Below are 25,969 nucleotides of genomic sequence, written 5' to 3'. Positions count from 1 at the left end.
TTAAATTTTACTTTTATATAAAAAAAGTTCTGCAATTGCAGGACTTTTTTTATATTTGAAAATTAACCTACTATAATTTAATGTCTTATGAAGAAAAATTTACTTTTTGTCGCTATTATTTTAATGTCGATGCTTGGTTTTTCCCAAAATCAATGGCAAAATAAAATGTCAGATAAGAATGAAAATTTTTATGATATTGAAAGAGATTTTGAGATTTATAAAAATAAAAACATGATTAATACCAATACTATTCCCAAGGGATTAGGTATTAAGCAATTTGAAAGATGGAGATATTATTGGAAAAATAGAGTTGATGAAAATGGATTTTTTCCAAGTGAAGGAAGTGTTTTAAATGAAATTGAACAATATAGAACTCGTCAAACTAGTTCTAAATATGCGTCTGGAACCGGAAATTGGACAATATTAGGACCAACTCCAACGCCAAGTAATGGTACTGGTCAATTAAACGGAAGTGGAAGGTTAAATTGCATAACGTTCCATCCAACAAATTCAAATGTTATATATGTTGGTGCTCCTGCAGGAGGTTTTTGGAAATCAATAGATAATGGTTTAACATGGACAGAATATTCTAATGGGTTAATAAGACTTGGTGTTTCAAGTATCGTTATTAATCCTTCAAATCCAGATATTATTTATATCGGAACTGGAGATAGAGATGCCGGGGATGCTCCTGGTTATGGAGTATGGAGGAGTATTGATGGCGGTTTAACATGGGCTTTACGTAATTCAGGTATGGGTAATAGAACGGTCAATGAAATAGTTATGGATCCTCTAAATCCAAATAAAATGTATGCTGCTTGTAGTAATGGCTATATTTACAGAACAGTTGATGCTGGTGTAAATTGGTCTCTTTCAACATTTCTTGCTGATAATCCAAAAGATATTGCTTTACATCCAACAAATTCAAATATTATTTACGTTGGGACTTATAATAAAGGGGAATTTCATCTTTCTACAAATGGAGGTGTAAATTTTACTAAAATAACATCTGGATTAGGAACAACAGGTAACCGTTTGGCATTAGCTGTTTCTCCAAATCAGCCAAACTGGGTTTATGCTTTAGTAGGTGGTGGCTCAGGTTTGGTTGGAATTTACCGCTCAACTGATAGTGGTGTTAGTTTTTCAACTAGAACTACAACTCCAAATATTTTAGGTTATGAGACGAATGGCTCCGGTACTGCAAGTCAATCATTTTATGATTTAGTTATTGCTGCTGACCCTGCAAATGCTGACGTTATTTATACAGGAGGGGTTAATATATGGAAGTCTGTAAACGGTGGGTCAACTATGAGTTGTGCGTCTTATTGGGTTGGGCCTAGTGGAGGTGTAGATGGTGTACATGCTGATCAACACGCATTAGAGTTTTCTCCTTACACAAATGCTGTTTATTCAGGTAATGATGGAGGTTTATATATTACTTCTAATGGAGGTGTAAATTGGAGCGACTTAAGTAATGGTTTAGCAATTGCTCAACTTTATAAAATTGGCGTTTCTCAAACGGTTTCTGATTTAGTAATTAATGGACATCAAGATAATGGAACTTCTATTAGTAGAGGAACAAACTTTATAACGGAAATAGGTGGAGATGGAATGGAATGTATTATAGATCCTGCAAACGAAACCTATATGTATGGAGCATTATACTATGGGGATATCCGTAGGTCTACAAATGGAGGGGGTTCTTTTACAGGTATATCTGGTTCAGTTACTGAGCAAGGTGGGTGGGTAACACCTTATAAATTAGATCCAAATAATGCCAATACTATGTTTGCTGGTTATGCTAATATTTGGAAAAATACAGCGGTACGTTCAGGAACAACATGGACTTCAATTTCAAGTTTTGGAGGAACTAGCACAATAGTAGACCTAGCAATAGCTCCTTCAAATAGTAATGTAATGTATGTTTCAAGAAATGGAACTAACAAATTTTATAGAACAAATGATGCATTGGCGGGTTCTCCTACATGGGCAAACTTAAACGCTAATTTACCAGTTGCTTCAACACCGAAAGATATTGAAATTGATCCAACTGATCCAACTCATTTATTTATTGCGTTAGGAAATGACATATACGAGTCGACAAATAGTGGCGTAAGTTGGACTGATTTTTCGGGAACTTTACCAAACATTTCATTAAATACTATAGTTATAGATAAAGACAGTCCTATTAAAGCAATGTATATAGGTATGGACGTTGGGGTTTACTATAGAGATAACACGATGGCTGATTGGTCTTCTTATAGTACTGGTTTGACAAATATTGAAATTACAGAATTAGAAATTCATTATAATAATGTAGAATGTAAAAGCAGTCTTTATGCTGGTACATACGGACAAGGTTTGTGGAAAGGTGATTTGAAAGATCCAGGAAGCTTAGCGCCAAAAGCTTGCTTCTATGCTAACACAACTAATGGCTGTGTAGGAAATACTTTTACATTAATAGACAACTCAGATTATACACCAACATCTTGGTCTTGGTCAATTTCACCTGCAACTTTTGTTTATGTGAATAGTACTTCTGCATCATCACAAAATCCTCAAGTTCAATTTTCTGCACCTGGAAATTATACTATAGCATTAACTGCAACTAATGGTTTTGGAAATGATATTAAAACAAATCCTTCTTATATTCAAGTTAGTGGAGGTAGTGTTGCAACTGCTTTTAATGATAATTTTGAGTCTTATGCATTATGTGGCACTGCTAGTGATTGTGGTACAACTGTTTGTTCACTTGGGGGTTTATGGTCAAATTTAACAAATGGATCTCAAGATAATATTGATTGGAGAGTAGACGAAAACGGAACTCCTTCTGCTAATACAGGTCCATCGGTTGATTATAATCCAGGAACTTCAGTAGGAAACTATATGTATGTAGAAGCCTCTGGTTGTTCAGCTCAAACTGCAATTTTAGAAAGTCAATGTATTTTTCTAGATGAACAATACGATTTTCAATTTGCTTATCACATGTTTGGAACGACTATGGGAAGTTTGCATTTAGATGTGTTTGTTAACGGTGCTTGGAACGAAGATTTTATTCCTTCATTAACTGTAAATACAGGTAATGTTTGGAATGTTGCTACTGCACAATTATATGCATATCAAGGCGAAACTATAAAAATAAGAATAAGAGCTATAACAGGAAGTGGTTTTGAATCTGATATTGCTATCGATGATTTAAAATTTGCGCCAAAATGTTCTTCATCTACAACTTGGAATGGATCAGTATGGTCTAACGGGGTTGCGAATTCTACTAAAAATGCAACCTTTACAGGGAACTATGTTTCTTCTGGAAACCTAGAAGCTTGTACGGCAACAATTAGTAATAATGCTCAAGTGACTTTTAATTCTGGACATACTTTTATTGTAGGAGGTAATATTACAATTAATACAGGTTCATTGTTAACAATTGAAAATAATGCAGCTTTGCGTCAATTAAATGATGCTGCTGTAAATAGCGGAAATATTATTGTAAAACGTGCTGCAACAGCAATGAATAGGTTAGATTATACAGCATGGTCTTCACCAGTAATTGGTCAGCAATTACAAGGGTACTCTCCAAATACAATAGCTACACGTTTTTATCAATATTTATATACCGGAACAACAACACCTACTGCATATCAATCTGTAGATGCTACAACTAATTTTGTATCAGGAAAAGGATATATGATTCGTGCAGACAATACTTATACTAGTCCTACAGTTTTTAATGGTCAGTTTTCTGGAGTTCCAGCTAACGGGGTAATCAGTCAATCGATTGGTTTAGGATATAACTTAATAGGTAATCCATATGCATCTCCTATAGGTGCAAATACTTTTATTAGTGATAATCCAAGTGTAAAAACATTGTATTTTTGGACAAATACAACCGCAGCAAGTGGAGGTTCATATCCTCAAAACAATTTTGCAGCTTATACATCTGGAGCAGGTGGGGTAGCTGCTTATGCCAGCGGAAAAATTCCAAATGGAACTATTCAAACAGGACAAGGGTTTTATTTAGAAGCTACATCTCCTGCAACAATAAACTTTAATAACCTTCAAAGAGTAAATGCTTCTGTAAGTACTCAATTTTATAGAAATTCTGAAAGCTCTGATTCAATTGAGAGAAATAGGATTTGGTTAAATCTAAATGATTCAAACACATCATATAATCAGATATTAGTAGGTTATATTGAAGGAGCAACTAATGGCGTTGATTCCGGAATGGATGGTAAAGTACTAGACAATTCTAAGCCTATGATTTACAATTTGTTGAATGATGAAGCTTATGTTATTCAAGGTAAAGCTTTGCCGTTTAATGATGAAGATGTTGTTATATTAGGTTTAAAAGCTTTAACACAAGGAAATTATTCTATTTCATTGGAAACTGTTGATGGATTATTTACAGCTCAAGATGTTTTTATAAAAGACAACTATGCAAATATCATTCACGATATTAAACAGTCTGAATATTCATTTTCAACACAAGAAGGAACATTTGAAGATCGATTTGAATTGGTTTATAAAAACGGGGTTCTAGGTAACGAGGATTTTGTATTTGACGGTTCATTAGTGGTTTATTCGGATATAAATGGAATTCAATTAAATGCATCAGAGGAAATTGAAAGCATTGAAGTGTTTGATTTACTAGGAAGAATATTGTATCAGAATAAAAGAGTGGGGCAAAAATTGTTTGTTGTTTCAGGTTTGCAGTTGTCTACACAAGCACTGTTCGTAAAAGTAAAATTAACAAGCGGACAAGAAATCACGAAAAAAATTATTTATTAATAAGTATAAGATTTATAAAAAAAAGTCCTGCAATTAGCAGGGCTTTTTTTATTTTTAATTCTGTTGGTATTCCAATATGTCAGCAGGTTGACACTCCAATGCTTCACAAATGGCTTCTAAAGTTGAAAACCGTATAGCTTTGGCTTTTCCTGTTTTTAAAATTGATAGATTGGCCAATGTAATGTCTATTTTTTCAGCCAATTCATTACTTTTCATTTTTCGCTTGGCAAGCATAACATCAAGATTTACAATTATAGGCATAATTTAAACTGTTAATTCGTTTTCTTCTTTTTGAGATTTCGCAATTTTAAAAACTTCACTTAATACTAATAGAAATAATCCCATACAAAACATTAATACGTAAGGATTTAAGCTAATTTCTAATGTTATTTTGTTTTTCATAAATTGAACTATAAAATTTGAAACTCCACCTATAATTGAAGCAAATAATAATAAGTAGCCCATTTTATTAAAATTTCCGATTACTAATAAGTCAAATATTTTTCTCTGTTGAAATAAACGTAATATTTTACGAAATAAATAAATACAATATACAAGTAAGATGTAAGCTATTGTCAAACTAAATAATAATATTTTAGTTGAAATTGTGTTGGCGGTTATTTCAGTTCCGTTAACTTTTATTGGAAAAAATTCTTCTGAAAAAAAGACAATGTAACCTATAAATAGAATAATAAAAGGTATTGATGTAATAGTAAGTAACCAAACAAAATCAATAATCCCTTTTAATAAATTTAATTTTTTCATAATTTATACTGTTAATTCGTTTTCAGTTTGTAAATCAATTCCTTTTTTAAATACTAATGAAATCACAAAAATAATTCCTGAAATAAATAAAAATTCATCACTATTCCAATCTAATTGAGGTAAGAAAACAGATTCTTTTAGTATGGATTTTTTGTAAGAATTTCCAAGATTATATAAAACACCAATTATAAAAGAATAGTAGCTAATTTTTGTAATTAATTTTGAAATATCTAAAGTAAACGGGTTTTCTAAATCTAATTTTCTAAAAATTTGCAATACTAAAAAAGACAAATACGATTTTAACACTAAAGCAACTAGTGTTATAGAAACAACATTTAAATAATGGATTTTATCATAAGCCAATAATTCAGACAAATCCAATCCAAAATATAAATCATTTGCGGCAATAGGATTATAAAAATAGCTTACTAAAAAAGAATAAAGAGTTGCACCAGTTTTAATGCAAAGACCAATAAACACTATCCAAAAAACAATATTCATTATTTTAAAGATTAAATCAGAATTAGATTTCATTGCTATAAAAATTAAAATTATTTTACAAATATATAAAAATTATTGATAAACAATAAAAAATTGTCTTTTTTAAATAATTTATTTTGTTCTACTTGCAAATAAGTTTTCTTATTTTTGTTATATGAAATTCCCAAAGTCATTACAAAATAAGCTATACGTTCGTGAAGAAAATAATGCTTTACGTTCTTTAACTACTTCTCAAAATTTAATGGATTTTGCTACAAATGATTATTTGGGGTTTTCAAAAAATGAAGAAATTTTCAATAAAGTCCACCAACTTTTATTAAATAAAAAAATAATTCAAAACGGCGCAACTGGTTCTCGATTGCTTACGGGTAATCATGAGTTATTTCAAGAAACAGAAAGTTTTATTGCCCAATTTCATCAGTCAGATTGTGCTTTATTGTTTAATTCAGGTTACGATGCTAATGTTGGTTTTTTCAGCGCTGTTCCACAACGCAATGACATTATTTTATATGATGAACTTTGTCATGCATCAATTAGAGATGGGATTCAGTTAAGCTTAGCTAAGTCATATAAGTTTTTACACAATGATCTTACTGATTTAGAAACTTTACTTCTTAAATTTAAATTAGAAGGAAACCAAATTTACATAGTTACTGAAAGTGTTTTTTCTATGGATGGTGATTCTCCAGATCTTGAAAATATAGTAACACTTTCAGAAAAGCATAATGCATTATTAGTTGTTGACGAAGCTCATGCATTAGCTGTTTTAGGTAATAATGGAGAAGGTTTAGTTCAGGAATTACAACTTCAAGATAAAATATTTGCAAGAGTTATGACTTTTGGAAAAGGTTTAGGTTGTCATGGTGCTGCAATTTTAGGAAGTATTCAATTAAAACAATATCTAATTAATTTTTGCAGGAGTTTTATATACACGACAGCTCTTCCGCCTCATGCTGTTGCAACAATATTGGTTGCCTATCAAGAGTTGAATTTAGCTCAAGATAGAATTAATAAGCTAAAAGAAAATTCTAAATATTTTGATAAAAACTGTTCTAACATTCTTGGCTATATATCTAATAATTCAAGTATAAAGTCAATTGTTATCTCTGGAAATAGTAAAGTAAAAGAAACGGCTCAATGTTTACAAAATAATGGTTTTGATGTTAAACCTATTTTATCACCAACTGTTCCTGAAGGACAAGAGAGATTGCGATTTTGTTTGCATTCTTACAATTCTAAAGATGAAATAAAGCGAGTTTTAGAATTGTTGTATACCTTTGTTTAATATGGAAAATGAAAAATTTAAATTAGTATCTACTTATCAATATTCTTCTGAAGCAATTATTTTCAAGGGAAAATTAGAGTCCGAGGAAATTGAAGTTTTCTTACGTGATAACAATACTATTGACACAGATCCATTAGTGAGTAACGCTATTGGTGGAGTTAAAATGTATGTTAGAACGGAAGATTTTGAAAGAGCAGTTCATGTCCTTTCTAATATAAGTGCATTTTCCTTGGATAATAAGGGTAATTTATTAAAATGCCCAAACTGTAAGCAAGAAAAGCTACAACTATTGTCTGTTATAGACGATGCAAAATCTTTTTTTTCTATGCTTTTAGCTTTAATGTTTTTTGTATTGCCTTTTTATACAAAGTATAAATATAGATGTGCAAATTGTAATTATGAATTGGAACAGAAAACAAAATTATAATGAAGTATTTTATTACAGGAATTGGAACAGATGTTGGCAAAACTATTGCGTCAGCCATTATTACAGAAGCTTTAGAAGCAGATTATTGGAAGCCTATACAAGCAGGTGATTTAAATAATTCGGACAGTCATAAGGTTAAAAAATATATTTCTAATGCTAAAACTATTTTCCATGAGAATAGTTATGCTTTAAATACACCTGCAAGCCCTCATTTTGCTGCGGATATTGATAATGTCGTAATTGATGTAAAAAAAATTAAAGCTCCTAATACAAAGAACAACTTAGTTATTGAAGGAGCAGGAGGTTTGTTTGTCCCTTTAAATGAAAAAGATACTATTGTAGATTTAATTCAACCTGATTATAAAGTTATTGTTGTTTCTCGTCATTATTTGGGGAGTATCAATCACACTTTGTTAACCATAGAAGCGTTGCAGAATAGAAATATTAATATTGCCGGAATTATATTTAATGGTGACGAAAATATAGCTACTGAAGAAATTATTTTGTCTAAGTCGAAATGTAAATTTATTGGGAGGATTGAAAATGAACCCTATTTCGATCAAAATGTAGTTAAATATTATGCTGATTTATTTAAAGATGAATTAGAGAGTTTGTAAGTTATTTATTCATTAACACTCCTTTTTTTCTAATTGATGTATCTTTGTAATCCATCAAAATTATACCCCAAATGACTCTTTCAGAAAAAGATAAACTTTATAACTGGCACCCTTATACACAACACAAAAATGCATTTGATCATCCTGTAATTGTAAAAGGGAGTGGTGCTTTGCTTTGGGATGATTCTGGCAAAGAATATATTGATGCTATTGCAAGTTGGTGGGTAAATCCATTTGGGCATAGTAATGTGTTTATTGCTCAAGCTATTTTTAAGCAATTAACACAATTAGAACATGTTTTATTTGGAGGTTTTACACATGAACCTGCTATTTTACTTTCTGAAAAATTAGCTCAAATATTACCCAATAATCAAAAACGGTTTTTTTATTCCGATAACGGTTCGTCTGCAGTTGAAGTAGCTTTAAAAGTTTCCTTGCAATATTTTCACAATAAAGGTGAAAAGCGTACTAAAATTATTGCTTTTGAAGATGCTTTCCATGGTGATACATTTGGAGCAATGGCAACAAGTGGAATTTCATTTTTTACCGAAGCTTTCAAAGGTTCAATGTTAGAAGTAGTTCGTATTCCGGTTCCAACAAAAGGTAATGAATTAAAGAGTGCAGCAACTTTAAAAAAATTAGTTGAAACGAATGAATTCGCTGCTTTTATATTTGAACCACTAGTTCAAGGTGCGGCTGGAATGGTTATGTATTCGTCTTCAGCTTTAGATGAGTTGATTGCAATAGCTAAAAAGGCAAATGTATTTACAATAGCCGATGAAGTAATGACTGGTTTTGGTAAAACGGGTAAAAACTTTGCTTGCGATTATTTGAGTCAACAACCCGATATGATGTGCCTTTCAAAAGCACTTACGGGAGGAACAATTCCTATGGCTGTTACAAGTTTTACTCAAGAAATTTTCGATGGCTTTTATGATGATGATGTAAGTAAAGCTTTGTTTCACGGACATACTTTTACGGCTAATCCGACAGGTTGTGCTGCGGCTTTGGCGAGTATTGAGCTATTAGAAACTGAAGAAATTCAAAATAATATTAATAAAGTTAATCTAAGTCACTTAGCTTTTGAAGAACGTATTAAAAATCATCCAAAAGTTCAAACCACAAGAGTTTTAGGTGTTATTATTGCTTTGGAAATAAAAGTTGAAGGGAAACAAGATTATTACGGCGAAATGCGAAACAAGTTATATTCTTTCTTTATTGAAAAAGGGATAATTCTTCGCCCAGTTGGAAATATTATTTATGTTTTACCACCTTATATTATTTCAAAAGATCATTTGGAAAAAATATACCAAACTATTGAAGAAGCATTGGAAATAGTTTAATTTTGCAGATATAATTCATTTTCCCAATAATTTTTTTTTGAAAACATCGATTTCTATTACAGCACAATCAAGTATTTCAGCGTTAGGTTCTCAACCTGATGAAATATGGAATGCTTATTTGAATAATTCAAGTTATATTTCGAAAGAAACTATTAATAACGAGCTTGTAAATGTAGCAAAGTTGCCTAAAAAAATATTGAACGAAATCGAGGTTTTAAAAGCTTCAGATTCAAAATATAAATCTTTAGACAAATCTGTGCTCTATGCGATTTTAGTTGCTAGAAACGCCGTTAAAATAGCTGGGTGGACTGAAAATGATGTGTTTGGGATCAACATTGGTTCTTCACGTGGAGCTACAGCTCTATTCGAAGATTATCATGAAGAATTTTTAAGAACTAACAAGGTTTCTTTATTGGCTTCTCCAACCACTACTCTTGGAAATATTTCAAGTTGGGTGGCAAATGATTTAAGAAGTACTGGTCCAGAAATTTCACATTCTATTACGTGTTCTACTGCTTTTCATGCTATTTTAAATGGAATCGCTTGGATTAATGCAGGTTTTGCTGATAAGTTTTTGGTTGGTGGAAGTGAAGCTCCTATAACTCCATTTACTATTGCTCAAATGAAAGCACTTAAAATTTATTCACGGATAATGAATTCTGAGTATCCATGTTTGGCTTTAGACATTGAGAAAAAAGAGAATACAATGGTTATTGGTGAGGCAGCAGGTGTTGTTTGTTTAGAAAATGGAATAAATGAAAATGCTTTAGCGATAATTGAAGGAATTGGTTATGCTACTGAAATTTTAGAGCATAATATTTCAATATCTACAGAAGCAGATTGTTTTCAAAAATCTATGCGAATGGCTTTAGAGCATACTTCGTTAGATGAAATTGATGTAATTGTAATGCATGCTCCTGGAACAATAAAAGGAGATTTATCAGAATATAGAGCAATTGAAAAGGTTTTTGGTTCAAAAATACCTCAGTTGACTTCTAATAAATGGAAAGTTGGTCACACATTTGCAACATCCGGAATGTTGAGTTTAGAATTAGCAATTCTTATGTTGCAGAAGCAACAATTTATAGACGTTCCTTTTACGAATAATAAATCTAAAGCTTCAAAAATTAATAAGGTTTTAATTAATGCTGTTGGTTTTGGAGGTAATGCGGTTAGTATTTTAATTTCTAAATAAATAAAAAAGCCTTGCAATTGCAAGGCTTTTTTATTTATTTAGAACTCAATTAAAATTTAGCTCTATTATCTTTAATATCTGCTTTGTCTTTTATAGCTTGGTAAGCTCTTGTTTGAGCAGAAGATGATTGTTGTGTTTTCTCTTGAGAGATAAAAGAATTGTAATTAGCAGCTTCTGGCGCTTTAGTTATAGATTTAGTTCTAATCATATAAACTCCACTATTTCCATCAATAAGTTTAGAAGTTGTATTAGGCTTTAAGCTAAATGCTGCACCAATAATTTTTGGCTCAGTTCCAATATTAGGAAGAACAGGGCTTCCAACTGCAACTGCAGTAGCGTTTGAAATAGTAGCTTTAGAAGATTGCGATACTGCTTCTAAAGTAGTTCCAGACATTTTCTTTCTTATTAATTCAGCTTTTTTCTCGTTTCTTAAAATTGGAGAAACTACATCTTTAGCCATTTCTACTGAAATTAAACCAGTTTCATTTTTAGATTTTAATTTTGCAATTACATATCCTTGTGGGACATCAAATCTTTTTATAGAACCAGTAGCATTTTCAGAATTATGAGCCCATCTGATAATTTCTCTTTGAACACCAAGACCTTGAATATATTCATCATACCCTTTGATGTTAGTTGATGGAACTACAGTAGCTTTGTTTTTTTCTGCAACAGACTCAAAACCTTTTTCATTAGCATCTGCTTCAAATTTACTAGCTTCAGTGTATATTTGGTCAATTGTTGTTTCTGAAGGCTCAATTTTTTGAGCAATCGTTCCTAATAAAACAGCATTGTATTTGTCTGAGACTTTAATTACGTGAAATCCAAAATCTGTTTCCACAAGTCCAATTGAACCAATTGAATTATTGAAAATAAAATCATTAAAAGTTGGAACCATTTGCCCTGGAGTAATATTGTCATATTCACCACCATTGTTCTTAGAACCTGGATCTTCTGAATTAGTTAAAGCCAATGCAGCAAAGTTAGAAGGATTAGCTTTAGCTTGAGCTAATAAATCATTAGCAAGAGTTTTAGCTTCATCTTTAGTTCTTGTTGCAGTAGACTGAGGTGCACCCGAATAAGAAATTAAAATATGACTTGCTTTAGCACTTGCATTTGGTTTACGTCCAATCATTCTAGATAAACATTGGTGACCATTAAATACATAAGGTCCAAAAACTTCTCCATTACCTAAATTGAATAATTGTTCTTGAAAATCTATAGGTAAATCTTTTTTAGCTAAGTAAGTTGAGTCGAATTTAATATCTGAATTTGCATTTACAAACTCACCTATGTTAGCAACAGTTTTTAATCCTGCTAAAGTGTCGTTTTTACCAGTAGATTCATTGTATTCGATTTTTCCGTATAATGCATTGTTTACGGTAACGATCATTGCATCTTCATCTTCTTTTGAAGGTTTGTTTTCAAACAAAACATAATCAATATTAACCGTGTTGTCTGATTTATATTTTTTTGGATACTTTTTAATGTAAGCCATGATTTCATCATCTGAAACTTTTACTTCATCATCGTTAATATTTGTATAAGGAAGAGTAACAAAATCAAAATCAACTTTATTGTTGTCAATTTCATGTTTAAATTTTCCTTCTGCTTTAGTTACATACATACCACCTTTTATCATGTTGTTGTACATTAACTCTTTTGCATATTTTTCAACACTATTTTCGTAGTTTTTCCACTGATTCCAAGTTTCTGGATTTGGATCATTTCTTTTTGACTTAACAAATTCTTTAAATTTATTTTCATCAAATTGTCCAGCTTCATTTACAAATTGTGGGTTTTGAGCAATATTTGGGTCAGTTTTGATAATATTAATTAGTTGTTCATTACCAATTCTTATTCCAAGTTTTTCAAATTCCTCGTTTAGCAATATGCTTCTTACTTCTTGTTCCCAAACGCTATTAACAGCTTGAGTATTGGTTGTGCTTTGCCCTTGCTTTTCAGCCTGTGCAACTTTTTGCATGAAACCTTGCGCCGCTATTTCTTCACCGTTTACAGATCCAACATCATTTGATCCACCGCTAAATCCACCGCCTTTAATTACATCTGCTAATACAAATGAAAACAATGCTAATGCAATGATTACAATTAGAAAGAATGAACGTTGTCTAATTTTAGATAATACTGCCATTTTTATTTTTTATTTATTTAATATAGAAGGCGAAAATACAATTATCTATTCAATTATAAAATAGTAAAATTATATTTTCAGTTATTTTTTTAAAGTTTTTTATTGTTTCTCGTCTAATATTGAAAGTCTAACTAACTCTATCTTTTTATTTGAGGCAGAATGTATGATTATTTCAAAATTGTCAATCTTAATTTTTTCTTTATTTTGAGGAATCTCTTTTGTATTGTTTACTATAAAACCACCTAGAGTTATGTATGAATCTGACTCAGGAATATTTAAATTATATTTTTGATTAATATATTCAACATCTAATCTTCCAGAGAATAAATAAACATTTTCTTCAATTATTTCATCGATTAATTCTTCTTCTAAATCATGTTCATCTTCAATTTCCCCAAAAAGCTCTTCAATAATATCTTCAACTGTTATAATGCCAGATGTTCCACCATATTCATCTAAGATTACAGCAACACTTTTCCTTTTTTTGGTTAAAATGTCTAGTAAGTCTTTTATAAGAATGGTTTCTGGAACAAATTCAATTGAAATCATTACCGATTTTATTGTTTTTGGCTTTTTGAACAATTCAAATGAATGAACATAGCCCAAAATATCATCTACAGAGTTTTGATAAACTAAAATTTTTGAATAGCCTGTTTTAACAAATAATTCTTTAAGCTCATTTACAGGGTCAAGAACATCTACAGCTGAGATTTCAGTTCTAGGTGTCATGATGTCTCTTGCTTTTAATTCTGAAAATTCAAGAGCATTTTGAAACATTTGTATTTCTGAATCAATTTCATCGTCTTCAGAAACACTATTCATTTGTTCGTTAATATAATTACCTAGTTCTACTTTGCTAAAATAAGCTTGTATTTGGTCGCCTTCTGTTTTGAAAAATTTCTTTAAAATAAAATCAGATATCCATAACACAAATTTTGTTACCCAAAAAAACGAGACGTAAAACATATATGCAGGAACAGCAAATAGTTTTATAAATGAATTGGCATAAATTTGAAAAAATACTTTAGGTAAAAATTCTGCAGTCATTAAAATAACGATTGTAGATAAAATAGTTTGAAGAAGTAAACTAACAAATGGAGAAAAGGTATAGCTTAATAATTCAATCCAATTCATTAATAGTTCGCCAGAGTATATACCATAAATAACAAGAACAACATTGTTCCCAATTAACATTGAGGTTATAAATTGTGATGGTTTTTCGGTAAGTTTTAAAAGTATTTTTGAATTGAAATTATTTTGCTTTTTCTCAATTGATAAGTACACTTTGTTTGAAGAAATATAAGCTATTTCCATTCCTGAAAAAAAAGCGGAAAGTAATAAGCAAATAACAATAATAGCTATCTCCATTACTTATTGTCTCTATTTTGTTGTTTGTTGTGAAAATGTCGTCTAAAGAAAAACATAGCTATAGCAACAACTCCTATTGCAAGAAACATAATAGGATTTCCTCCATTTGTATATTCGTCGTAAGCTTTATAAAGGAATATAAAACCAAATGCTAAATACACGTATTGAATAATTTTAAGATATGTCATGTTTATTGTTTTAACAAAAGTAATGAAAATAAAAATATAACGAATATTTGGGTTAATTTAAGTTGTTAACCTCTCCGCTACTTTTCTGCATATTAAAGATTTTGAAGTCTTTACTGAAATCTACTCCAGGGCCTTGTAAATATCCTCCAGATTCATCAGTGTATTTGAATGTTTTTTCAGTAAAAAACCATTCGTTTTTTTGGTCAAAATAAAGTTGATCTGTTTCTAGTTTTTTGCCGTCATGAGAATTGATAACTACATTGCCTTGTAAGTCTATTATATCTGTTTTTTTATATGATATGGCATAATTAGCTACAATTGTAGTTGTGTTTCCATTGTCGTCAAACATAGTGACAGAAATTCCATTTGGAAATTCAGTAAAAGCGTTTTTAATGTTGCCGTAATCCAACATTTTAGGACTTTTTAAAATAGATTTTATTTTTCCTGAATCGGTATATTTTAAGTTGATAGAGTCTGCTTCTCCAGAAGGAACAAATGATGATTGATTGAATTTTTGTACTTCTTTTAAATTGGTTTCACAAGAAAAACACATAGTCACGATTGATATCGTGACTATGTGTTTAAATATGTTATTCAATAATTTCCTCATTTATAGTTTTGGTACTGTTATGCTTTCTCCAACCCAGCAATTAAATGAGATTCTTTCTCCCGCTTTACCAGATTCGAAAATATCAGTTCTTGATGGTGCTGCGGCTCTATAGCTTCCTGCCATTTTTGAAGCAGCTCCTTTTAATGAAGTATCTACGTTTCCTGCTTTGTCTGCATATTGAGCAGCTAGCCAATACATAGCTCTTTTGTCAAAAGGATTGTTTCCACAATCGTTAATGCTACTTCCGTATAATTGAGCAATTAATAAATATGCTTTACCATATGAAGGCTTAACAGCTAAAGCTTTTCTTGCGTATGCTCTAGATTGAGATTTGTTAGATTTACTATACATTGTAGCCATACGATAGTATACAAATGCTTTCTTAGAATTATCTGTAAACATGTCTGCAGCTTTGTTAAAATAATCTAAAGCTTTAGAAGTGTTTTTTCTTTGTAATTCTACAATACCTAATTTGTATGCTGCGTCTGCACTTGGATTTAACCTGTATAATGCTTCAGATATTTTAGAGAAAAGTGGGTCTCCATCACATTCTTTTGCTTCTAATCTGTCAGCAGCTCTTTTAAGCCAAACTTCATTGTTTTTATTTTCTTCAAATCCTTTTTGGTAAAAAGGAATTAGTTTTTCGCAAGTAGATAATTCTACAATTTTAGAATCCATGCTACCTATAACTGTTGAAAAAGCTTCTAGATTAATTTCGTATTTATTTTTAGATCTTTCTTCTCTGCTACTTAACGTTTCTCCAGCATCTTCTTTAGCCAAAAGAAGATCTTTAGCTTCAGATAATTCTTTTTCTTCTTCTGTTAATTTTTCAGAAATATCATCGTACTTGTCAAAAACTTGTTGCAAAGTAATCCCTTTATTAGCTGCTTCATAATCATTAACGAATAATTCGAAATAAGTATATAAGGCTTTTGGAGAATCAAAATTTGTTTTATCAGTTTTGAAAGCGTTTTCTAATAATTGGTATGCTTCGGCTTTTGTTCCAATATTATTTTCAAACAAAGTCATTGCTTTTTTCATTTGATTTCCTGCTCCATTATTAGGAAAGTTTTTATCATGCTCATCATATAATTTTAATAAATCACGAACATATTTTTCTTTATCAGCAGGAGTTGTTGCTTTGTCTATAGCTTGATTGATAACAAATTCTCCATAAGTGTATATTCCATTGTGAAATGAAGGACAATCTTTTCTCAAAGTTGTTAAGTATTCGTAAGCTGATGGGTCTTTTGCTTTAGCAGAAGATGCCATTAAACTTAATGTTTCTGTACATGCTTCTGGACTTTGAGCTTGAGCAAAAAAACCTGTAGCTATTGCAAATAATAATGTTAATTTAGTTTTCATTTTTTATCAGTTCAAAATTTATTAATCAATTTTTCTTTTTCTAAACCATTTATCACTTAGTGAAAGGCCTATACTTAAGTTAAAGTAATTCTCTTCAATTAATCCGTTTGTTGTTGTACCTCTTTTACCAAATTCAACACCAATATTAATTTTAGAGTATGTTACTGGTAATCCTACTCCAAAATTCATGCCATAATCATTTATACTTTGATTGTTTATTACTAAACCTGTTTTTTCATACCTAAATCCAGCTCTATAAACTATTTTGTTTAAATAGTTTGAAAATGAATCATATTTAGGGATGTAGTATCCTCCTACAGTGTATTTTTGAGAATTCTCGAAACTAGCAGCGGTAACATCATCAAATCTATTGTTTTGATTGCTGCTGCTTTGAAAAGTTACTTCTGTACCAATTAACCATTTGTTTGTTTCTCCAATTCCAGCACCTAATGATAATTTAGAAGGAATAACTAATTTAGTATTTGCAACTTCAATGTCTCTAGAGTCATTTACAAACTCAGTACCTGTAATAGGATTGTAAGTTGCAGTCGCTATGTTTCTTGTGTTAGTTGAATTTAATTTTGATTCAGGACTATACGTTAAACTAGAATAAAGATTTATTTTTTCGTTTAATTTTTTATTATACAGTAAACCTAGATTAGCTGACAAGCCACTAATGTTTGAAGTGTTTCTTTCTCTAGAGCCAAGTTGAATGTTATCTTCAAATATAGCATCTGAAACAAATTCTACAGCTTCATTCTCAATTGTTCCAAAGTTGTATTGAATGTCAGCACCAATGCTGAAGTTTTTGTTGAATTCATATCCAGTACCTATGAATACTCTATTTATGTTACCAATTCCTGTAAATCGTTCGTTTCTTTCAAGGCTATTTAAATCAGTATATGTGTTCTCTATTTTATAACCTACTGCACTATATGGCATTAGTCCAAAAGCAGCTCCGAATTTACCTACCGGAACCCCAATTGCAATATAATCAAGAGTTGTTCTTTTTGCTTTTTCTGAAGCTTCAGAATTGCTGATTTTATTAAAGTTTGACGTACTACCTACTCCAAAACTAGTTAACTTTAAACTAGAATAAGATGCTGGATTTAATAGATTTAAACTTATACTGTCTCCAGCAAAGCTTAAACCACCCATAGCTCTCGCATCTTCTGTTCCTCTAAACTTTATATCTCCAAGACCGTAAAATGAATAAGGTGAAGAAGTGTTTTCTTGTGTGAAGCCTATGAACGAAGTTAATAAGCCGATAATAACGATTATTTTTTTAGTCATTTTTATTTTTACAATAGGTGTATAAATTGTTCAAACTTTCTAATAAGAAATTTGAATCCGCAAATATGGTGTTTTTTATACTTTTAGCCAAAAAAACTGCGTCTCCTCCTGTTAAAATTATTGTTAAATCTTTATCTAGTTCCCTATATTGTGTTATAAAGCCATTAATTTCATTAATTACACCGTTAATTACACCTGAATAAATAGATTCAGAAGTGCTTTTTCCAATTAAAAAATCAATTTTTTTATTCTCTAATAACGGTAATTTTGCCGTATAATTATTCAAACTCTTATACCTAAGCGATAACCCTGGTGAAATTGCTCCGCCTTGGTAAACGTTTTTTGAATCTACATAGTCATATGTAATACATGTCCCAGCGTCGATTATAAGTCGGTTTTGATTTTTAAAACCTAAAACTGCACCAGCACTTAAAACCAACCTGTCAATTCCTAACGTTTCTTTTGTTTTATAATTGTTTGAGAAAGGAAAAGAAGTTTTATTTGAAATTTCAAGCAAGTCAATATTCTCTTTTAGATAAGAAAAAGTACTTTCATCAAGATTTGCCACTGATGAAATGACTCCTTTTGATATTTTTTGATATTTTTTAAAAATTAATTCAAAATTTATTTCCGCTTCTTCTTGTTTGAAAACGAACTTGCTTAAAAGTGTATTTTGTTCAAAAACAGCACATTTAATATATGAATTCCCTATATCGATTGCTAATAGCATAATCTTGTAATTTGAAAAGCAAATATACAAATTGATTTTTTTTAAAAATTGTTTTGGATAATATAAAAATGGTTCTATATTTGCACTCTCAATAAGGAAGGTACCTTAGCTCAGATGGTAGAGCAATGGACTGAAAATCCATGTGTCCCTGGTTCGATCCCTGGAGGTACCACTTTATAAACCCGAATAGAAATATTCGGGTTTTTTGTTTTTAAATTAACGATGAACCCAAGCTATAATAAGATACTATTTGTTTATGAATATATATAATAAAATTTTTGTAAGTTCAATTTATACTGCTAAAAGAAGTAGTGCGTTAAGAGATATGTGGAAATTCACTTGTATTTTTTATCCAACAATATCTATGACTTTTAATTTTATGTTATTAGGGTTGTTTATAAATGAGAAATTTTTTTCAACTTTTTTTTATTCATTAGAAATTAGAATTGTTGAAAATGGTGCATATAATTTTTTATTTAATATTTTATTATATCTAATAATTCCATTATACATGTTTAACTATTATAATGTTCTATATAATGAAAAATATAAGAAAATGATAGAAGAAAACAAAGAGTCTTATAATAAAAAAATCATATCAATATATCTTATATTATCATTAGTAAGTCCAATAATTTATTTACTTTCAATAGTTGAATATAGACCCTAAATAACCCGATAGCGAACCCAAGCTATAGTAAGATACTATTTGTTTATGAAATTATTAAAAACACTATTTTGTAAGTTTTATTTGTTTCAAATAAAAGTAGGAAACGAAGATATTGCGCCATTTTCGACAATCCTCATATTAGGAGGAGTTACATTACTATATTTGTTTGATTTGTTGTTTTTTATGAGCGTTCTTTTTAATCCTTTGAATTTTGAATTGAAGCCAGAAATTTTAATATTTGTATTATCAACTATTATGGGATTTTATTATTATATTTTTTTATATAAAGCTAAGTATAAGTCTTTTGTTAAAGAATTTAAAAAGAAAAAAGAGTTTGTAGATAGTAAAATAGCTATAGCATTTGTAGGACTTGCATTTCTTCTATATATTTCTTTTATTGTTTTAAAGATATTGCAAAATTCAAAAAAGATTTGATGTTCTTTACAACACCATCTCCTCATAAGTTAAAATCGTAGTGTAGCCTTTTGCTCTAAAATAATCAGTAGGATCGTTTTTAGAAAGTACCATTACAAAATCGCCACCCCAAGCGCCAAGACTTTTTACCACTCCTTTAAAATCGTGAAAAAGTAATTCTTTTACGGTTTGTGTTTCAAGAACATCGCTCATTATGGCTTGGTGTTTTTCCATAAGTAGTGCAAAATCCCTTCCTTCATTTACAAGTAAGGCTTCTTCGGTTATTGCATTTATCTTAGCAATTATTTTATCTACTTTATGTCGTCTGCTAATGTAATTACTGATAGCGTTGCTGCTGCTTTGTTTTTTGTTCAGGTAAACGAAATGTATGTTTTTTTTGAAAGCAGGATTGAATGGAACAGTCTCGAAATGAGGTTTGTCGTTCTTTAAAGTGTAAATTATAGGTTCGTTGGTTTGCGCACAAGCAATATCATAACCGCTTCCGCCAAAGCTTTTTTGTAATAATTCAAAAGCATCAATGTTTAGCCATTGTGCAATGTTGTTCAATAGCGTAGAAGATGTTCCTAAGCCCCAAAGCCGCGGAAAGGTAAGTTTGGTTTCGATTATATAACCTTTAGACTCTGAAATGAATGTAGGATTTTGAATGTTAGCTTGATGTAAAATAGCAATTAGTTTTGTTTTTACATCGGAAAAATTTTCACATTCCGCTTTAGAAATAATTTCGTCAAAACGAATACTGTCTTCAAACCATACTGTATTATCGGAATCAAAACTTTTCCATTGAATTAGGTTATTTTCTCCTGATTCAATACTTAAATTTTGACCAAATTTTGTAGGAACTGCTAGTGCTTTTGCACCATCAAGGACAACATATTCTCCAGTGAGTAATAATTTTCCGTTGCTGTAATAGGTTTGTTTCAATTTTTATGTTTTTAGCCCCGATTGTAGCGGCATCCTGTCATTGCTTGGTTTTGATGAGATTGCTTCGTACCTCGCAATGACAGATATAGCGAAAAGCGGGAATAGCTTCTTATTACTTTCTTAATTGTTCTAAATAATCAACCACTAGACTATGAGAAATAGTATTGTCTTTAAAATAGTCTAATACTTTTATTTTTTCTTCTTTTGAAGCCCCATGTTGGTTTAAAATGTTCATGATGTGCATTTTCATATGTCCTTGCTGAATTCCTGTTGTTGTTAAAGAACGAACAGCAGCGAAGTTTTGTGCTAAACCTGTAACGGCAACAATTTGCATTAACTCTTCTGCACTTGGTTTGCCTAACATTTCTAAAGAAAATTTAACTAATGGATGCAAAGTGGTTAATCCGCCTATGGTTCCTATTGCTAATGGAACGTCTATCCAAAAAGTAAAAATATCGTTTTCTATTTTAGCATGCGATAAACTTGAATAACTTCCGTTTCTACTTGCATATGCATGAACTCCGGCTGCAACAGCTCTAAAATCATTTCCGGTTGCCACAATAACGGCGTCTATTCCGTTCATGATTCCTTTGTTGTGCGTTACGGCTCTGTATGGTTCTATTTCAGCAATTTTAATGGCGTTAACGAATTTTTCGGCAAATTCTCTTGAGTCAATTGAAGCATCATCACTTAATTGGTCTACAGGGCAAGAAACCTCTGCTCTTACAATACAGTTTGGTACATAATTGCTCAAAATACTCATTACGACCTGAATGTTTTTTTCTTCCTCATTGAAACCTGCATATGCGTTGGCTTCATTTTCTAATGTTTTAGCAAATTGCTCCAAACAGGTATTAATGAAATTGGCTCCCATACTGTCTTTTGTGTTAAAAGTAGCGTGAAGCTGGAAGTAATTTTCAAGTGCTGAAGTTTTATCTTTTAATTCAATATCTAAAATTCCACCGCCACGTTTTTGCATGTTTTTAGTGAAGTTTTCAGTATCTGAAAAGAACTTTGGTTTTATTTCTTTAAAAAAGGTTTCTAATTTTTCAAAATTACCTTTGAATAAAAAATGCACTTGACCAATTTTCTCTGTATTGATTACCGTTGCTTTAAATCCACCTCTTTCTCCCCAAAATTTGGCTGCTTTTGAAGCTGCTGCAACAACTGAGCTTTCTTCAATTGCCATAGGAATGGTGTAATTTTTTCCGTTGATGACAAAATTTGGAGCAACTCCATAAGGTAAATAAAAGTTGGTTAACGTATTTTCAATGAATTCATCATGTAGCTTTTGTAAATCTTCATTTGAATTCCAATATTGTTTAACGGTTTTTGTTGCTTCGGTGGGATTACTGAAATAGGTTTTTGAAATCCATTCGATTTTTTCTTCTTTGGAAAGCTTAGAAAAGCCTTTTATATTTTGGATCATGATTATTTGTAATTGAATGCAAAGATATGAAATGGATTATTTTTTAAGTGTATTTATCCATTTTAATAAAGTATTTTCAAATAGAGTTTTATCAATAGGTTTTATAATAAAATCATTCATACCTATGTCCATGCTTTTTTCTCTTTCGTCTGAAATAACTCCAGCAGTTAATGCAATTATAACTGTTGATGGATTTGCTTTTTTAATTTCTTTTGTTGCGTCATAGCCATTCATTATAGGCATTTGAATATCCATTAAGATTATTTCAGGGTTTGATTCTTTTGTCATTTCTACTGCTTCAAGGCCATTTATAGCTTCTAGAATTTTCACGTTTGGAAAACTTTTTGAAATTAAAGTTTTAGTAAGCAGCATATTTATCTTATTGTCTTCTACTATAAGAATTTTTGCGGTTGACTTGTTTAAATTTTGTTGTTCTTTTGCTTCGTGTTGTAATTTGGAATCAGGATTATTTATTTTATTTAAAATGTTTTGTAGCACTACTGCTTTAACTGGTTTTATTAAAGAATATATGTTTTTATCACCATTTAAATAGGTTATATTAGTTGTTGATTTTTGCATGATTAGATAGGTCGATTTTGTGTTTAATTTTGCAGAAAGAATAACATTGTTGAATTCTTCTTTTGATAGGAATTCATAATCTACTAAAATTAAATCAGACTTAGATTTTTCGTCTACAAAGCTTTTTTTGTATTCCATTTCATGAGTGCATTCTATATTGAAGTTTTTCAGCATATTTACTATAGCGTTTCCAACAAGCTTATTGTCTTCTATAATTATTGCTTTTTTGAAATTATTATTTAGTATTTCAAAATGTTTGTAGCAAGGTTCACTTTTTAAAATAATTTCAAAACTAAAAGTACTTCCTTTTCCTATTTCGCTATTTATTACAAGTTTGCTATTCATCATTTTTAACAAACTATTTGTTATAGAAAGGCCTAAGCCTGTGCCTCCAAACTTTCTAGTAGTTGAAGTGTCTTCTTGTGAAAAAGCCTCTAATATTAATTCCTTATTTTCTTCTTTAATCCCTATTCCTGTATCCCGTATGCTGAATAAGTATTTTGAGGCTGTCTCTGTTATTTTTTTAGAAACCACCTTAATTTCTATTTCTCCTTTTAGAGTGAATTTTATTGCATTGTTTAATAAATTTTGAAGAATTTGTTTTAAACGGATTTCATCTGTCCATATAGCACAATCTACTTCATTATCAATGCTAACAATTAATTCCAGGTTTTTTTGATGCGCTGTATACTTCATCATATCAATGGAATCATTAATAATGAAGTTTAAATTTGTTTTTGAATGCTCTAATATAAGTTTACCTGCTTCAATTTTAGAGATGTCCAAGATGTCGTTTACAACACTTAAAAGAGTTTGAGCTGATTGATTTACAGTTTCTAAATATTGTTTTTGAATTTCGTCTACAGGGGTGTTTAATAATAATTTACTAAAACCAATAATTCCATTTAATGGAGTTCTTATTTCGTGACTCATATTAGCTAAGAATTCGCTTTTTGCTTTATTAGAAGTTTCAGCTAACTCTTTTTCTAAAATCACTTTTTCAGTTTGTTTACGTTCAGTTATGTCAAATATAACCCCTTCAATGTATTCGATGTTTCCATCAATTAAAATTGCTTCACCGTGCTCTTCTACCCAAACAGTAGTTTTGTCTTTTCGTATTAACCTAGAAGTTATTACAAACGCTTCTTTGTTTTTTACTGCATTAGAAATTTCAATTAAAGCTTTTTGTTTATCTTCTGGATGATATAGGTCGTAAAGCCTGATTTTATTTTCAAAAAAATCAGATTTAGAATAGCCTGTTAATTTTTCAATTTCATCATTTAAATAAACTTTAGATCTTTCTTCATCAAATTTCACTAGGTAAACAGCGGCTGGGATATTATTTGCAAGTAATTTAAATTTTTCTTCGCTTTCTTCCATTGCTTTTTCGTTTTTCAAACGAATTAAAGTGGTTGAAATATTGTTTGCTAAGGTTTTTAAAATGTTGATTTCTTCATCTCCCCAATCTCTTTCATTTTCGCAATCATCAAAACCAATAAAACCTAAAAATAATTCTTGATAAAATAATGGGATTATTAAAATTGATTTTATTCCTTGTTGTTCTAAAATATTTTTTAAATCTGTTTCAGAAATTTCTGCAACAATTTTTTTATACACTTTTTTATTTAAAAGCTTGTCCATAAACTCAGGATAAGTATCGTGTGATATATCGCGAAGTTCAGGGTTGTTTAGTTCAATTAAGTCAGCATTAGATGTCCATTCAAATTTTTGACTTATTAAATTAGTTGAAATATTGTTTTCAAAAAAGTAAAACCTATTTGCTTTTACGGTCCTTGCAATTAGACTAAGGGACTTATCGAAAATTTGATTTGCGTCTTTTTTACCAATTAAATTAGATGTTGCTTTTGTAATTGCAGTTAAGATTTTATTTTTATATATAATTTGATCTTCTGCTTCCTTTCTTTTAATTGTTTCGATTGCTAGAGCAATTATTTCTGTTACTGTTCTTGCAAAATTAATATCTTCATTTGTCCATTCTTTTATAGTTTCAGTTGCTTCATAGCAACAAACTCCTATTAGTTTTCCTGAACTATGAATGGGAATGTCTATTAAAGATTTAATATTAAATTGTTTAAAATAGTTTCCTTTAAGTTCAATGAAAATATCGCTATTTATTGCGTCTGTTGCAATAATTATTGGCTCGTTTTGAAGGTTTTCAATGTAAATTGGATAGTCCTCATTATTTAATATTGAACCTGAATAATTCTTGTCTTCATTCAATATATAACCATTGAATAATTTAATATGAGTGTTCTTATTTTCCCAAAAACTAACTCTATTAATGTTTAAACCTATTGCAGCTTCTTTAGTAATATGTTGAATAAGAGACTCTAAGTTTTTAAATTTTAAAAAATTAAGAGTTGAAAGCCTGTTTGATATTGAATTTAAGTAAGTAGCACGTTCAATTTTTTCATGTTCTTCATTTTCAATCTTCTTTGTCTGAGTTATGTCTCTTACAATTGATGAAAATCCTATTATTTTATTTTCTTCACTTCTTTTTATGGTCACTTTCTGCGATACCCATATTTCTTCACCATTTTTTTTGAGAATTGGAAATTCTAAGACGTCAAAGCCTAGCGAGTCTTCATTTATGTCTTTGTAAAACTCAAGAACCCTAGGAATTGAATCTTTCTTTATTAAAAATGAAAAATGGCTGCCTAAAATTTCTTCAAAGGCATAACCTAAATGCTCAACTGTAAAATTATTTGCATATGTTATATATCCTTTATTGTCAATTTCATAAATAATATCCCTAGCAGTTTGTACTAATGAGCTGTATTTTTTTTCTAAACTTATTAAATGAGTTACGTCCTGTCCGTTCGAAACAAATAAATTGTTTGTGTATTTGAAATCAGACCATTGAATGGTTTTGTAATCGCCTTTTTTTGTTTTTAAAATCCTTGTATAAACTGTATTAGGTTTTAAAATTTTGTTATAATCTATTTCTTTAAATTCTTTGTCTTGTGTAAGTTTCCAAAATTCCATTCCTAGAACTTCATTAGGAGTATATCCTAAAATTTTCTCAATTGTATCGTTACAATAAATAAGGCTTCCGTTTTTATTTGTTACGATAATTAATGAACTTGTATTGTTAATGATTTCATTAGTAAATAATAATTTTTCATTAGACTTCACTGAATTTATTCGCCTTGCAAAGTTGATTATTAAAAGGATGAAACTTGCATTTACTAATGCTAGAATTATTTCTTTGTCTGAAGTTTTATAAAAAAGCAGGTAGAAAAGTATAAGGAAAGTAGTTACAGTAAAAGTTAAATAAACTGAAAATC

21 protein-coding genes and 1 tRNA gene are annotated in these 25,969 nt (G+C 30.2%); 9 read left to right on the top strand and 13 right to left on the bottom strand.

Annotated elements, in window-relative coordinates:
* Positions 1-87 precede the first annotated feature (87 nt).
* The gene (locus UXY25_RS09985; protein ID WP_320815875.1) at positions 88-4,788 is read left to right on the top strand and encodes a VPS10 domain-containing protein; all 4,701 of its coding nucleotides are present in this window, start codon (positions 88-90) and stop codon (positions 4,786-4,788) included.
* 54 nt (positions 4,789-4,842) lie between these two features.
* On the opposite strand, the gene UXY25_RS09980 is transcribed toward UXY25_RS09985, so the two are convergent.
* Genes UXY25_RS09980 through UXY25_RS09970 form a run of 3 tightly spaced genes read right to left on the bottom strand, consistent with a single transcriptional unit; the run spans position 4,843 to position 6,087 of the window.
* Positions 4,843-5,049 (bottom strand): helix-turn-helix transcriptional regulator, encoded by a 207-nt coding sequence (locus UXY25_RS09980; RefSeq protein ID WP_320815874.1) that lies wholly within the window; start codon positions 5,047-5,049, stop codon positions 4,843-4,845.
* A 3-nt stretch (positions 5,050-5,052) separates the two neighbouring features.
* The gene (locus UXY25_RS09975) at positions 5,053-5,553 is read right to left on the bottom strand and encodes a DUF2975 domain-containing protein (protein WP_320815873.1); all 501 of its coding nucleotides are present in this window, start codon (positions 5,551-5,553) and stop codon (positions 5,053-5,055) included.
* Between the two features lie 3 nt (positions 5,554-5,556).
* Positions 5,557-6,087, bottom strand: coding sequence for a DUF2975 domain-containing protein (locus UXY25_RS09970; protein ID WP_320815872.1), 531 nt, complete (start codon positions 6,085-6,087; stop codon positions 5,557-5,559).
* Between the two features lie 121 nt (positions 6,088-6,208).
* Here UXY25_RS09970 and UXY25_RS09965 point away from each other — a divergent pair, with 121 nt between their 5' ends.
* From UXY25_RS09965 to UXY25_RS09945, 5 genes are all read left to right on the top strand, one after another.
* The gene (locus UXY25_RS09965) at positions 6,209-7,339 is read left to right on the top strand and encodes a pyridoxal phosphate-dependent aminotransferase family protein (protein WP_320815871.1); all 1,131 of its coding nucleotides are present in this window, start codon (positions 6,209-6,211) and stop codon (positions 7,337-7,339) included.
* Between the two features lies 1 nt (position 7,340).
* Positions 7,341-7,766 (top strand): DUF2007 domain-containing protein, encoded by a 426-nt coding sequence (locus UXY25_RS09960; RefSeq protein WP_320815870.1) that lies wholly within the window; start codon positions 7,341-7,343, stop codon positions 7,764-7,766.
* Positions 7,766-8,383: a dethiobiotin synthase gene (gene bioD / locus UXY25_RS09955; RefSeq protein ID WP_320815869.1), complete on the top strand. Its 618-nt coding sequence runs from the start codon at positions 7,766-7,768 to the stop codon at positions 8,381-8,383. Before UXY25_RS09960 ends, bioD begins: the two co-directional genes overlap by 1 nt.
* Before the next feature lie 71 nt (positions 8,384-8,454).
* Positions 8,455-9,726, top strand: coding sequence for an adenosylmethionine--8-amino-7-oxononanoate transaminase (gene bioA, locus UXY25_RS09950; protein WP_320815868.1), 1,272 nt, complete (start codon positions 8,455-8,457; stop codon positions 9,724-9,726).
* 37 nt (positions 9,727-9,763) lie between these two features.
* A complete protein-coding gene (locus tag UXY25_RS09945; RefSeq protein WP_320815867.1) occupies positions 9,764-10,921 on the top strand; it encodes a beta-ketoacyl synthase in 1,158 nt (385 codons plus the stop codon).
* 49 nt (positions 10,922-10,970) lie between these two features.
* On the opposite strand, the gene UXY25_RS09940 is transcribed toward UXY25_RS09945, so the two are convergent.
* The 7 genes from UXY25_RS09940 to UXY25_RS09910 form a co-directional block, all read right to left on the bottom strand.
* Positions 10,971-13,073 (bottom strand): peptidylprolyl isomerase, encoded by a 2,103-nt coding sequence (locus UXY25_RS09940; RefSeq protein ID WP_320815866.1) that lies wholly within the window; start codon positions 13,071-13,073, stop codon positions 10,971-10,973.
* A gap of 99 nt (positions 13,074-13,172) precedes the next feature.
* Entirely contained in the window at positions 13,173-14,441 is a 1,269-nt protein-coding gene (locus UXY25_RS09935; RefSeq protein WP_320815865.1) for a hemolysin family protein, read from the bottom strand.
* Entirely contained in the window at positions 14,441-14,629 is a 189-nt protein-coding gene (locus UXY25_RS09930) for a hypothetical protein (RefSeq protein WP_320815864.1), read from the bottom strand. The genes UXY25_RS09935 and UXY25_RS09930 overlap by 1 nt, the downstream gene beginning before the upstream one ends.
* 52 nt (positions 14,630-14,681) lie before the next feature.
* Positions 14,682-15,182, bottom strand: a complete 501-nt coding sequence (gene lptC, locus UXY25_RS09925; RefSeq protein ID WP_320815863.1) for an LPS export ABC transporter periplasmic protein LptC — start codon at positions 15,180-15,182, stop codon at positions 14,682-14,684.
* A 57-nt stretch (positions 15,183-15,239) separates the two neighbouring features.
* A complete protein-coding gene (locus UXY25_RS09920; RefSeq protein ID WP_320815862.1) occupies positions 15,240-16,604 on the bottom strand; it encodes a hypothetical protein in 1,365 nt (454 codons plus the stop codon).
* A gap of 21 nt (positions 16,605-16,625) precedes the next feature.
* A complete protein-coding gene (locus UXY25_RS09915; protein WP_320815861.1) occupies positions 16,626-17,897 on the bottom strand; it encodes a hypothetical protein in 1,272 nt (423 codons plus the stop codon).
* The gene (locus UXY25_RS09910; protein ID WP_320815860.1) at positions 17,890-18,627 is read right to left on the bottom strand and encodes a type III pantothenate kinase; all 738 of its coding nucleotides are present in this window, start codon (positions 18,625-18,627) and stop codon (positions 17,890-17,892) included. Before UXY25_RS09910 ends, UXY25_RS09915 begins: the two co-directional genes overlap by 8 nt.
* 99 nt (positions 18,628-18,726) lie before the next feature.
* Here UXY25_RS09910 and UXY25_RS09905 point away from each other — a divergent pair.
* The 3 genes from UXY25_RS09905 (at position 18,727) to UXY25_RS09895 (ending at position 19,732) form a co-directional block, all read left to right on the top strand.
* Positions 18,727-18,799 (top strand) — tRNA-Phe (locus UXY25_RS09905).
* 84 nt (positions 18,800-18,883) lie between these two features.
* Positions 18,884-19,297: a hypothetical protein gene (locus UXY25_RS09900; protein WP_320815859.1), complete on the top strand. Its 414-nt coding sequence runs from the start codon at positions 18,884-18,886 to the stop codon at positions 19,295-19,297.
* 45 nt (positions 19,298-19,342) lie between these two features.
* Positions 19,343-19,732 (top strand): hypothetical protein, encoded by a 390-nt coding sequence (locus UXY25_RS09895; protein ID WP_320815858.1) that lies wholly within the window; start codon positions 19,343-19,345, stop codon positions 19,730-19,732.
* Between the two features lie 6 nt (positions 19,733-19,738).
* On the opposite strand, the gene UXY25_RS09890 is transcribed toward UXY25_RS09895, so the two are convergent.
* The 3 genes from UXY25_RS09890 to UXY25_RS09880 form a co-directional block, all read right to left on the bottom strand.
* On the bottom strand, positions 19,739-20,653 hold the full coding sequence (locus UXY25_RS09890) for a GYDIA family GHMP kinase (protein WP_320815857.1): 915 nt from the start codon (positions 20,651-20,653) through the stop codon (positions 19,739-19,741).
* A 112-nt stretch (positions 20,654-20,765) separates the two neighbouring features.
* The gene (locus UXY25_RS09885; protein ID WP_320815856.1) at positions 20,766-22,082 is read right to left on the bottom strand and encodes a hydroxymethylglutaryl-CoA reductase, degradative; all 1,317 of its coding nucleotides are present in this window, start codon (positions 22,080-22,082) and stop codon (positions 20,766-20,768) included.
* A 36-nt stretch (positions 22,083-22,118) separates the two neighbouring features.
* Complete coding sequence (locus tag UXY25_RS09880; protein ID WP_320815855.1) at positions 22,119-25,817, bottom strand: PAS domain S-box protein; 3,699 nt, start codon at positions 25,815-25,817, stop codon at positions 22,119-22,121.
* Between the last annotated feature and the right edge of the window lie 152 nt (positions 25,818-25,969).

It is taken from the genome of Flavobacterium sp., assembly GCF_034111225.1.
Classification (GTDB): Bacteria; Bacteroidota; Bacteroidia; order Flavobacteriales; family Flavobacteriaceae; genus Flavobacterium.
This window is presented reverse-complemented; position numbering and strand designations above follow the sequence as displayed.